Source organism: Bacteroides sp. MSB163 (assembly GCF_036416795.1).
GTDB classification, from domain to species: domain Bacteria; phylum Bacteroidota; class Bacteroidia; order Bacteroidales; family Bacteroidaceae; genus Bacteroides; species Bacteroides maternus.
Map to the genome: position 1 here is coordinate 4,676,252 of NZ_CP143867.1, position 12,766 is coordinate 4,689,017.

Annotated in this window: 10 protein-coding genes; 5 read left to right on the top strand and 5 right to left on the bottom strand. The window is 40.7% G+C overall.

What is annotated here, in order from left to right:
* Positions 1–115 precede the first annotated feature (115 nt).
* The 4 genes from VYM24_RS17940 to VYM24_RS17955 form a co-directional block, all read right to left on the bottom strand.
* Positions 116–568 carry a hypothetical protein gene (locus tag VYM24_RS17940; RefSeq protein ID WP_330940550.1) on the bottom strand — a complete coding sequence of 151 codons (453 nt, stop codon included), beginning with the start codon at positions 566–568 and terminating at the stop codon, positions 116–118.
* Positions 569–580: 12 nt separating this feature from the next.
* Positions 581–1,732 (bottom strand): T9SS type A sorting domain-containing protein, encoded by a 1,152-nt coding sequence (locus tag VYM24_RS17945; protein WP_330940551.1) that lies wholly within the window; start codon positions 1,730–1,732, stop codon positions 581–583.
* A gap of 156 nt (positions 1,733–1,888) precedes the next feature.
* Positions 1,889–3,328, bottom strand: coding sequence for a tagaturonate reductase (locus VYM24_RS17950; protein WP_330940552.1), 1,440 nt, complete (start codon positions 3,326–3,328; stop codon positions 1,889–1,891).
* 39 nt (positions 3,329–3,367) lie between these two features.
* A complete protein-coding gene (locus tag VYM24_RS17955; protein ID WP_291549132.1) occupies positions 3,368–4,429 on the bottom strand; it encodes a LacI family DNA-binding transcriptional regulator in 1,062 nt (353 codons plus the stop codon).
* A 237-nt stretch (positions 4,430–4,666) separates the two neighbouring features.
* Here VYM24_RS17955 and uxaC point away from each other — a divergent pair, with 237 nt between their 5' ends.
* The 3 genes from uxaC (at position 4,667) to VYM24_RS17970 (ending at position 9,757) form a co-directional block, all read left to right on the top strand.
* A complete protein-coding gene (gene uxaC, locus VYM24_RS17960) occupies positions 4,667–6,073 on the top strand; it encodes a glucuronate isomerase (protein ID WP_299091475.1) in 1,407 nt (468 codons plus the stop codon).
* Between the two features lie 523 nt (positions 6,074–6,596).
* On the top strand, positions 6,597–7,391 hold the full coding sequence (locus VYM24_RS17965) for a polysaccharide biosynthesis/export family protein (protein ID WP_425286609.1): 795 nt from the start codon (positions 6,597–6,599) through the stop codon (positions 7,389–7,391).
* Between the two features lie 35 nt (positions 7,392–7,426).
* A complete protein-coding gene (locus tag VYM24_RS17970; RefSeq protein ID WP_330940553.1) occupies positions 7,427–9,757 on the top strand; it encodes a GumC family protein in 2,331 nt (776 codons plus the stop codon).
* Between the two features lie 91 nt (positions 9,758–9,848).
* On the opposite strand, the gene VYM24_RS17975 is transcribed toward VYM24_RS17970, so the two are convergent.
* Complete coding sequence (locus VYM24_RS17975; protein ID WP_227087614.1) at positions 9,849–10,262, bottom strand: BT0820 family HAD-type phosphatase; 414 nt, start codon at positions 10,260–10,262, stop codon at positions 9,849–9,851.
* 159 nt (positions 10,263–10,421) lie between these two features.
* On the opposite strand from VYM24_RS17975, the gene VYM24_RS17980 reads away from it, so the two are divergent.
* Both VYM24_RS17980 and VYM24_RS17985 read left to right on the top strand, forming a co-directional pair.
* Entirely contained in the window at positions 10,422–11,810 is a 1,389-nt protein-coding gene (locus VYM24_RS17980) for an MFS transporter (RefSeq protein ID WP_291549137.1), read from the top strand.
* A gap of 76 nt (positions 11,811–11,886) precedes the next feature.
* Entirely contained in the window at positions 11,887–12,690 is an 804-nt protein-coding gene (locus tag VYM24_RS17985) for an MBL fold metallo-hydrolase (RefSeq protein ID WP_330940554.1), read from the top strand.
* Positions 12,691–12,766 lie beyond the last annotated feature (76 nt).

Consider the following 12,766-nt stretch of genomic DNA (forward strand, 5'->3'; position numbering starts at 1 on the left):
TTCCTTACTAATGCTTGAGGAATATTGAGTTGACCTGGATTATCTATTCTGCGAGGAAAAAAGCATGTGCCAGAATACGAGCAAAAATTGAATGAGTATATATCGGGGCAAGCATCTACACGATCTTTAATATATCTATAAATTCCAATATTTGGCTGTTGTTTGCAGAGACAAAAGGCGAACCTGGATTTTCAGGTAATGCATTCCTGTAAAAATATCCTGTGGGGGTTAATTCAAAATCATCCCAGCCCTGTATGTTTTTCGTAATGCAGCCACCAGCATTCAAAGCCCATCCCATTCCTACCCAGCTCGCATCCTGTGCAACTTTAACACCTGAAGCATGATAATTTAAACTGATAGGAATCTCCATCCCATCCAGTTCAATCTTATATAATGGTATAAAGATATTTGGGATGCCTGTATAATAACCCACAGGAATATCCCCAAAAATACCTAGAGAAGCTGCATTAGGTGATGTTGGAATTATTTTAGGGGTAGATATTTCTATTTGAGAGTAACAATATATCGATAATGTTAATAAAATTAATGTATTAAATAAACGTTCCATAATATTCTAAATTTAAAATTTTACAATTTTCTCAACATACTTTTTATCTCCAACAATAATTATTAATAAATATTTTCCTCTTGATTGTTTATCTATTTGTATAGTTTCATGATAATATCCAGATAATTGGGATACAGGTGATTTGGCAAATAGCTGTCGTCCTTCTAAATCATATAGAAATAATGATATGTCGTTATTCTGTTTCAATTCATATTTAATCTTTATATTTCCTTCTTTATTAATATATAAATTATAATTTATTATTTCACTGCGAGCATCATGTCTGTTTAATGAATTTTGCATTTTCCTATTTTGCTTCTCATTCATATTTTTACATTCTTCATTCTCCGAATCATACGGTAAGTCATAATTTTGTTCATGAGGTAAATAGGCAAAGGAAGTACTAAAATGTTCATGAGAAGTCCCTAGTTTACATACAGTACTTTTTACTGTTTCAAATAGAGGATACCGGCTTCCAACGGCATACCAATGCCATGTTTCTATTTCTAAATGAATGGAGTCATTCGCTAATAAATAATCAATACTATCTTTATTAAGAGAAAAAGGAAAAGCCTCTAAAGATAAATCGTTATTTTTCTCTTTTTGAGAAGTCATCTTTTGATGGACATATTTATGACTGTAAGTACGTAATACATTTTGTATTGTATCTCCTCCAGGCAATATTAATATACCAGAAGCATCGGCTTTCACTATAACTTTTCCACATAAGTGTATATTAAAGTGATTGCAATAATTACCTTTACCTTCAAAATATTTACTGATAGTTCGTCCTTGAAACATTGGATAAACAAATAATAATTCTGGTTGTTGATAGCTTATAAAGGTCGTTGGATTTTCAAATCCCATACAAAAAAGAGAATCACCAGAATTTCGATAATAGTACATCGTACGATGTTCAATACCAATAATAGTATCACTACCTTGAACTTCATATTTTAATTCATAATTTGCCTCTTGATACTTAATATCCGCAAAATTCCAAATTTGTTGAATTCCACTTTTACTGGGAGGAATGGTGGCTATCTGACACTTTATTAATCGGTCTCCTGAGCGAGGAAGATTGTGAGGAGTGTTTAAGATTTGCCCATGAATACATAATGGAAATAAAAATCCAATGAGAATAATACATGCCCCTTTTCTCATAGTAGTTTGTTTTTAGTTAATGTTCACAAGTTAGTGAAAGAAAATAATAAAAAGAAATTAATAGAATAAAAAACACATAGTTATGCTTCTTAACATAAAAAAATAGGGCGAAGCCTCTGCCTCGCCCTATCTCCTTTGTGATACTTGATAGATTAATTAAAAAATACCCTTTACTGTTTCCAGCATACCTTTTTCCTGGATAGAATCCAGATCAGCCTTCACAGCAGTGGTAAGTCCCGGGATATTATTCAAATCTTCGCCCCAGATAGAAGTTGCAGCAAGTACACCTTCGGTCACTTTCTGGGTATCGCCTGTTGCCCACAGATCTTTCAGCAATTGCATGATTTCCGGAGCGTCGTTCGGGGTGATCTCAGCACCGTCTTCACGAACGCCACCTTTATAATAAGTAATGATAGCGGCCAAACCGAGAACCAATCCCTTAGGCAATTCACCTTTGCGTTGCAGATAAGTCTTCAAGCCGGGCAGGTCACGAGTTTCATATTTCGGGAAAGAATTCAGCATAATGCTGGTAACGGCATGGTCAACAAACGGATTGTTGAAACGTTCCAATACATCTTCCGCAAACTTCTTCAGCTCATCTTTCGGCAAGTTCAATGTTTCCATCAATTCATCGAACATTACCTTATTGATGTACTGACCAATAACCGGATGCTGACAAGCATCACGCACAATGTTTACGCCCGACAAGTAAGCTACCGGAGAAAGAACAGTGTGAGGGCCATTCAGCAACGTTACTTTTCTTTCGTGGTACGGTGCTTCGGAAGGAACGAACAATACATTCAAACCAGCCTTGTCAGCAGGGAATTCTTTGGCAATCTCCTGCGGTGCTTCGATGACCCAAAGGTGGAAAATTTCAGCCTGTACCACCAAATTATCATCATACTGTAATTTTTCCTTGATTGCTGCAATATCCTTGCGCGGGAATCCCGGAACAATACGGTCAACAAGCGTAGCGTATACACCACATGCTTCTTCAAACCAAGTCTTGAATTCATCACCCAATTGCCATAATTCGATGTATTGGTAGATGGTTTCTTTCAGTTTGTGACCGTTCAGGAAGATAAGTTCGCAAGGGAAGATAATCAGACCTTTGCTCTTATCACCGTTGAATGTCTTGAAACGATGATACAGCAGTTGAGTCAGTTTGCCCGGATAAGAAGAAGCCGGAGCGTCAGTCAGTTTGCAGGAGGGATCGAAAGCAATACCGGCTTCCGTAGTGTTGGAGATTACAAAACGCATTTCCGGTTGCTCGGCCAACTTCATGAATTCATTGTTCTGAGTGTAAGGATTCAGTGCACGGCTGATAACGTCGATCATTGTCAGACTATTGACAGTTTCTCCTTTGTCCAAACCTTGCAGGTTTACGTGATAAAGATCATCCTGTGCATTCAGCATGTCTACCATACCTTTGTCGATGGGTTGAACTACTACAACACTGCTATTGAAATCAGTCTTTTCGTTCATGTTATAAATAATCCAGTCGATAAATGCACGCAAGAAGTTTCCTTCACCGAATTGAATGATACGTTCCGGGCGCTGAGCCTTGGGAGCGGTTTGTTTGTTTAATGCTTTCATGCTTAAAAATCGTTTTTAAAGTGATTGATATTATGATGTTTATTCAAATTCAAAATAGAAATTGATGTTTTCTTTCATCAGGATGTCGATAGGCATATACTTTACACCGGTCACCGGACGTTTGAATACGACATGGTCGCACAGAGCTTTTACGCCACAGTATCCTTGCAGTCCCGGGCGTTGTCCGATGAGATAATTTACTTCGCCGGATTTCAGGTACTCCACGTTCTTGGGCAGAAGGTCGTATCCAACTAATCCTTCCAAATGGTGTCCTGTTTCCTGTAGATATCCTGCCACCTGGTAGACGCGTGAGTTAAAGACGGCTCCTAATACCGCTTTGGGATGTGCGGTAAAGAAATCTTCCAATGTCCGGCGGTTGGCTTCATCATCTTCTTTGTTCAGTACTACATCATGAACCACCAGATTCTCATGTTCCTGTGCAATAAAATTCATGAAACCGTCCATGCGTCGTTGCATTTGTATTTCTGCCGGACTGTTCTTTTTATTATTTAGGAATAATATCAGCTCCTGCCCTTCCCTATACTTACGCATCAGGATTTTAGCGGCCATATACCCACTTGTTCGGGAATCTTGGCCGATATAGCAGAGTGCATGGGTATCTTCTATATTAAAGTCGATAAATGCATAAGGTATCTTTTTCCCTTCCAGATAAGATGTCAGCGATATCGTCTCTTCGCGGAAATTGGGGGCGATCAATACGGCATCCACTATTTCCTTACGGAGTTTCGCGCAGGCTTTTTCATAAGAAAGCCGGTCGGCATGATGGTAGCACAAAAAGTCCACACTTACATTAAAAGGGCGCAACTCTTGTGCGGCACGGTTGATGCCTTCTGCAACGGAATGCCAATAGTCATGTTCCACATAATAAGGTATAATACATAGGACACGGTAGCGCTTCTTGGCTGCCAGCCCAATAGCAAACATATTAGGATGGTAGTCTATCTCATCAAGCACTTTTTGAACCTTCTCCCTGCTGGCGGCAGAAACATCTCCCCGATTGTGCAACACGCGGTCCACAGTTCCGGCAGAAACACCCGCCATGCGGGCAATGTCTTTAATGGTGTAGTTCTTGTTTTCCATATTCTTTGTCTCATTCGTTTTAAGGCACTAAAGGTTCAATGTCTAAAACTTAAATATTATAAATATTTGCGGCAAAGATACGAATTATTTTGTTTCTCCAAGTAAATTTTCTACTTTTGTGTTCGATAACGGTTAATAAAAGCAAAAACCAATATCTTGCCTATTAGCTTTACAATCAATATTATATAGGTATAGAAAAGAGAAAGTAATATTTTTATATACTTAAAACACAGTAGAATGAAAAAATTTATGGATGAAAACTTCCTGTTGCAGACAGAAACCGCACAGAAGTTGTATCATGAACATGCGGCCAAGATGCCGATTATCGATTATCACTGTCACTTAATCCCTAAAATGGTAGCAGACGACTATCAGTTTAAGTCATTGACTGAAATCTGGTTGGGCGGCGACCATTACAAATGGCGTGCTATGCGTACCAATGGTGTAGACGAACGTTTCTGCACAGGTAAGGATACTTCCGACTGGGAAAAATTTGAAAAGTGGGCTGAAACCGTTCCTTATACTTTCCGTAATCCTTTGTATCACTGGACACACCTGGAGTTGAAGACAGCGTTCGGTATCGATAAGATCCTGAGCCCGAAGACTGCCCGTGAGATTTATGACGAGTGTAATGAGAAGCTGGCTCAACCGGAATACTCTGCTCGTGGCATGATGCGCCGTTATCATGTGGAAGCTGTTTGTACTACGGATGATCCTATTGATTCTCTGGAATATCATATTCAAACACGCGAAAGTGGTTTTGAAATCAAGATGTTGCCGACATGGCGTCCTGACAAGGCAATGGCTGTAGAAGTTCCTTCTGACTTCCGTGCATACGTTGAGAAACTGGCTGAAGTAAGCGGTGTTGCTATCTCTAATTTCGATGATATGATAGCTGCCTTGCGCAAACGTCATGACTTCTTTGCTGAACAAGGCTGTAAATTGTCCGACCACGGTATTGAAGAATTCTATGCAGAAGACTATACAGATGCTGAAATCAAAGCTATATTTAATAAGGTATATGGTGGAGCAGAACTGGCCAAGGAAGAAATCCTGAAATTCAAATCAGCTATGCTGGTTATCTTCGGTGAAATGGACTGGGAAAAAGGATGGACACAACAATTCCACTATGGCGCTATCCGTAACAATAACAGTAAGATGTTCAAGTTGCTCGGCGCTGATACCGGTTTCGATTCTATCGGTGAATTTACTACTGCTAAGGCAATGTCTAAATTCCTCGATCGCTTGAATTCTGAAGGCAAGTTGACGAAGACTATTCTTTATAATCTTAATCCGTGCGCTAATGAAGTTATCGCCACTATGTTGGGTAACTTCCAGGATGGTACGGTTCCGGGTAAGATACAGTTTGGTTCCGGCTGGTGGTTCCTCGATCAGAAAGACGGTATGGAGAAACAGATGAATGCTCTTTCCGTACTGGGTCTGTTGAGCCGTTTCGTAGGTATGTTGACGGACTCCCGTTCATTCCTCTCCTATCCGCGTCATGAATATTTCCGCCGTACATTGTGTAATCTTGTTGGCCGTGACATTGAGAATGGTGAAATTCCGGCTTCTGAAATGGACCGCGTGAACCAGATGATTGAAGATATCAGCTACTATAACGCTAAGAATTTCTTCAAGTTCTAAAAAAGAGTTACTTTTTACCAATAGCAAGGAGTGCATCAAAGTTATATCGGTGCACTCCTTTTCTTTTAGATGCATCCAATACTTCTTTAAAGAATAATCCGGGTGTAAGTAGAATTATCTTTTAATAATAACTGGTATATCCTTTAACCTTATATGAGATATTATATATACGAGAGAGATTTTTTTTCCGATGTTATTGGCTTTTATAAATTATTCATTAACTTTGCGACACCTTTAGGAATATTCTGATATACTCCTAAGAGATTATATATTAAATAGTTAGAAGCGTTTACCATATTATTCTTGTCAAGGAAATCGCCAAATTTCAAATGGATATAAGAATAATAGGCAACAAAACGCTCATGCTCGCTGTATATCCAAATATATAGTAGAGCGTGGGCTGTTGTCTTTATTATCTATATCCGGGTGTTTGGCGATACCTCTTTGACAGATAATGACAACAGTTCCCACGCTTTCATTTTATTTATAGGTGTCGTATGGGGACTTTCGACGCCGGATATACATGATGAGAAATACCATATCTGCCTTATGTGCGGCAACTTTTCTGTGTCTGCTCTGTTCTTCTTGTTCATCAAGCAGGCAAGTATCCTATTTGCAAAAGCGGAATGAGGGATTCCGGGACACTCTTATAGAATATGATGCCCACATCATGCCTAAAGATTTGCTTACCATCTCCGTCAGTTGTTCTGAACCGGAAGCCGCCTTGCCTTTCAATTTAATGGTACCTGCTTCGCAAACAGGAATCAATTCCACTAATTTAGTTTCACAACCTACCCTGCAAAACTATCTGGTGAACAATCAGGGCGAGATTGTTTTCCCTGTACTCGGCACCTTGAAAGTAGGTGGAATGACCACTCAGAAAACTTCTGAACTGATTGTGGAGAAACTGGAACGCTACTTGAAAGAGCGTCCCATCGTGACTGTCCGGTTGGTAAACTATAAGATTTCCGTAATTGGAGAAGTAAGCCGTCCGGGAGTCTATACCGTAAATAACGAACAGGTGAATGTCTTTGAAGCTGTAGCAATGGCGGGTGATCTGACCATATACGGGAAGCGGGATAATGTACGCATCATCCGCACCGTAGACGGCAAACAAAAACTTATCACCATCAACCTGAATGATGAAAACATCATCTATTCCCCCGACTTCTATCTACGGCAAAACGACATCGTCTACGTGGAGCCAAACAAGGCAAAGAAACAGAATGCCAACATTGGTTCTTCCACCAATCTTCTGATCTCCATAACCTCTATACTCATATCCCTGGCAGGGTTAATGGTCAATATTTTACGATAAAAAGTACAATTCACTAACTAACACAATCTATATATATGAACACCAATCATACAGACACTAATCAAATGCAGGAACAAGAAATAGACCTGATTGAACTTTTCTACAAACTGTTGGCGCACTGGCGGTGGTTTCTGCTGGCTGCTGTGGTAGCACTTGCCGGCGCATACATTTATGTACATGTAACCACTCCTGTCTATCAGGCAACGGCTTCTGTTGTCATCAAGGATTCGGAAGGAAGCAATAAGGCCATCGATGAGTTGTTCCAGAAAGTCGCTCCTTCTTCCCTCACCTCTGCAAATACGCAGATTGAAGATGAAATGGAGATATTGCGTTCACGCTCTATCCTGCTGCAAGTGATTAATGAGTTGAATCTGCATACGAAGTACAAGGTGAAAGATGGACTTTTCTATAATGAAACCACTACACCTCCCATCATTGCTTCTATGGATAAAGTATCCATGGATACATTGAGCGGGACATTGCTGATACAAGTGGAGAAAGCAGGTGAACGTTATGCCGTGAGTAGCGCCTTGGACGATATTTGTGTAACAGAGACTTGTACTGGTTTCCCTGCCTTTGTAGAAACTCCTGCCGGACGATGCACTTTAAGATTACTGCCCGGACATCAGTTTTCCGAAGCCATAAAGATAAGCATTTGCCGTCCTATCGATGCCGTGAACTATTATTCCGGTCAACTGGTGGTTACCACTACTTCAAAGAAAACTTCTATCATCAGTCTGACCTTCAAGGATACGGATAAGAATCGTGCGGAAGTTTTTCTTGCCAAGTTAATTGAAGTCTACAACCGGGATGCAATGGATGATAAGAATAAGGTGACAGGAAATACACTCATCTTTTTGGAAGAACGTTTGGATAGTATCAGCAACGAACTGGGATTTGTAGAAAAGCATCTGGAGCAATACAAACAAAAAGAACGTCTGAGCGATTTGAAAACCAACATGACTCTGGATCTGAATACGAACAATGAGTACGAAAAAAAGTTGCTGGATGTGGAGATGCAGCTAAATATGACTAACTATATCTATAACTATTTGTCAGATGATAAACACCGTTTTTCGCTATTACCAGTGAATACGGGCATTGCCGATACGGAACTAGTGCAACTTATTAACGAATATAACAAGGAGCTGCTGGAACGTGAGCGGCTGATGAACACCATGAAAGCAGATAATCCGACGATTGTTAATCAGGATATTCGCATAGATGCGCTGAGAAGAAATGTAGTAAGTTCTGTGGCTGGTGTAAAAGACGGACTCGGCATAGCGCGCACTGATATTTTGCGTAAAACCGATTATTTCAACTCCCGTATCAGAAATATGCCGAAGCAGGAAAGGGAGTTTAATAACATAGACCGGCAACAGCAAATCAAGGCAAACCTATATCTGATGTTGCTTGAACGGCGTGAACAGGCAGCTATTTCTTTGGCCGCCACAATGAACAAGGCAAGAGTGATTGATGCTCCCCTATCCGCTGACAGACCGATAGCTTCGCGAAGTATGATGATCTATGCCGGAAGTCTGTTTCTGGCATGTGTAATGACAGCAGGAGTTATTTTGTTCGGAAGAATTTTCCGTACTAAAATCGTGTCGGTAGCGGAAGTTGAGAGTACACAAATTCCTGTAATGGGAATCATTCCGTATACCAAAGAAGGTGGTGGCGTTGAAGAAGGACAAAACGGTATCATGGAAGAATCTTTTCGCCGCATGAGAAGCAATCTGCGTTTTCTTACCGAAGACGGTGACAAAAAATGTATTCTGATGACCTCCACCATTAGCGGAGAAGGAAAAAGTTTCATCAGCATCAACCTGGCTCTGACCTTTGCTTTTCTGGGATGCCGGGTACTGGTAGTAGGTTTGGATATCCGTCGTCCCAGACTGGCGGAGTACTTCGGAATAAAGAGTCATGTAGGTATGACCAGTTATCTTTCGAACAATGAGATAAAACCAGAAGATATAATTTTCCCATCGGGTATACATGAACATTTATTCGTTGCGCCTGCCGGACCTGTCCCTCCCAATCCGGCAGAACTGTTGGAAAGAGCACGATTGAAAGAAGCATTCACGTATTTCCGTCAACAGTTTGATTATATCATTGTAGACTCAGCTCCGGTGGGATTGATTAGTGATACACTGAGCCTAAGCAAAGTGACTGATTTCACACTCTATGTGTGCCGCATGAATTATACACACAAGAATGTGTTGTCTGAAATTGTAAAGATACAACGGTCAGGGCAACTGAACCAAATATCTCTGGTTGTGAATGGCGATAATCTGGCGGAAAAGAAATATGGATATGGTTACGGATATAGTTATGGCTATGGAGATACTCATAAAAGACATAAGTAGTATACACCCATTTTCATCTCACTTTTTTTTCTTCTCAATGAAGATACTGTTCCGGACTTTCATAGGTTAGGTAAAGTCCGGACGGTATTTTCTAAAACCACCACTTCTTCTTCTTGTCCTGTTCTGTAGCAATATTACCTTGCGTATAGATATCCCGGAACGTTTTATGTTCTTTAATCATCTGATAGATAAGCCCCCAATCGGGCAATCCACCCAGATTACGGTCATCAATAAAAAGGTCTACTTTCAGTTTACGGGAGAATCCACAGTCCTGCTGCTTTTCTTCGGGATAATCACGATTGACAGCATAGAATTCTACTCCTCTTTCTTTGCACCAGGCAACGGCTTCTTCCAAAAGTTCACCTTCGCGCACACTCCACAAGATGAGCCTGTGCTGATCTTGCTGCAACAGTTTTAAAGTGTCTGTTGCAAAAGGAATTTCTTTACCGATACGGGGATAGCGATGTTCTACTATAGTTCCATCGAAATCAACTGCTATTGTCATAGTTTTATGCTGAAAAATTACAGAACAAAGATACGAATCTTATTGAGAAAACAAAGCGTTCTCCCCTTTTTACAATATGCAAATATGAAAGATATTTGCATATAATTTCATAAAAATGTATTTTTGCGCTTAATTTTTCACTAACAACATAATATTAGGATGACTCAATCACCCAAAAATGTATCTAAAGGGTTCACTAAAGCCTTTTGGGTAAGCAACACGGTCGAACTGTTCGAACGTATGGCATATTATGCCGTTTTCATCGTTCTCACCATTTATCTTTCTTCTATTTTAGGCTTCAACGACCTTGAAGCGAGTATGATTTCCGGTTTATTTTCCGGTGGTCTTTATCTTTTGCCTATCTTCACGGGTGCTTATGCCGATAAGATAGGTTTCCGGAAATCCATGATTGTTGCTTTTTCGCTGCTGTCTGTCGGATATTTGGGTTTAGGAATTCTCCCTACCCTGCTGGAAGCTGCCGGTTTGGTGGAATATGGCACAGCAACCCGTTTCACCGGACTGCCGGATAGCGATAGCCGTTGGATAATCGTTCCTGTGCTGTTTGTTATCATGGTGGGTGGATCGTTTATCAAATCTATTATTTCAGCTTCGGTGGCAAAAGAAACTACGGAAGCAAACCGCGCACGCGGTTATTCCATATTTTATATGATGGTGAATATTGGTGCATTTACCGGAAAGACAGTGATTGACCCGTTGCGGAATGTTATTGGAGACCAAGCTTATATCTATATTAACTATTTCTCTGCCACGATGACCATATTGGCATTGCTTTCCGTTGTTCTGCTCTATAAATCTACTCATACGGCAGGAGAAGGAAAAAGTATGCGTGAAATCGGTCAAGGCTTCCTGCGCATCATCACGAACTGGCGTCTGCTGATTCTTATCCTGATTATAACGGGATTCTGGATGGTGCAGCAACAATTATACGCTACGATGCCTAAATATGTAATCCGTATGGCGGGTGAGACTGCCAAGCCGGGTTGGATAGCTAATGTAAACCCGTTTGTAGTGGTTTGCTGCGTTAGTTTCGTGACGCGTTTGATGGCGAAACGTTCGGCTATTACTTCCATGAATATCGGTATGTTCCTTATTCCATTCTCGGCTCTGCTGATGGCATGCGGTAATCTGCTTGGAAATGACGTGATAAGCGGAATGAGCAATATCACATTAATGATGATAGCCGGTATCGTGATACAGGCTTTGGCAGAGTGTTTCATTTCACCGCGTTATCTGGAGTATTTTTCCCTGCAAGCGCCTAAGGGTGAAGAGGGTATGTATCTTGGATTTAGCCATCTCCATTCCTTCCTCTCTTCCATCTTCGGTTTTGGTATCGCGGGAGTATTGTTGACAAAATACTGTCCTGATCCTGTCCTTTTTGAGACTCGTGAAGCATGGGAGGCTGCAAGCGCAAATGCACATTATATCTGGTATTATTTCGCTGCCATCGGTCTGATATCCGCACTGGCACTGTTAGTATTTGCCAAAATCACCGAATCCATCGACAAAAAGAAGAAAGCCAAGGTCTGAATATCTCATTTTTTATGTATATTTGCCGTCACTTTGCCATAAAAGTGGCGGCTTTTTCTAAATTGAGGAGAACATAATGAAAGTAAAATTTATAAGCCTTGCGAGCGGAAGTAGTGGCAACTGCTATTATATAGGCACTGAAAAATACGGAATACTTATTGACGCTGGTATAGCGGTACGTACTATTAAGAAATCATTGAAGGAAGTGGGCATCGGTATGGAGACGGTACGTGCGGTATTCGTTACACACGACCATGCAGACCATATCAAAGCTGTAGGCGGACTGGGTGAGAAACTGCATATCCCTGTCTACACAACTGCGCGTATCCACGAGGGAATCAACAAAAGTTATTGCATGACGGAGAAGCTTCACTCTTCCGTTCATTATCTGGAGAAAGAAGAGCCGATGGTACTGGAAGATTTTCATATCGAGTCTTTCGAAGTTCCCCACGACGGTACGGACAATGTGGGTTATTGCATTGAAATCGACGGAAAAGTATTCTCGTTCCTCACCGACCTTGGTGAAATCACCCCTACTGCTGCCAAGTTTATCCGTAAAGCGAATTACCTGATACTGGAAGCTAACTATGATGATGAAATGCTGCGTATGGGTACATATCCGCAGTATTTAAAGGAGCGCATTACTAGTCGTACGGGACACATGAGCAATATTGCAACCGCCGAGTTCCTAGCTGAAAATATTACGGAAGATCTGAAATATATCTGGCTTTGCCATTTGAGCAAAGACAATAATCATCCGGAACTTGCTTACAAGACGGTGGAATGGAAATTAAGAAGTAAAGGTATATTGGTAGGTAAAGATGTGCAACTCTGCGCTTTAAAGCGTAGCACTCCCTCCGACCTGTATGAGTTTGATTAAAAAAAGCCGCTTTCATCGAAAAAAAGATTTTATTTTGCTTGGATGAATAAAACAAAAGGACTACTTTTGCACCCGC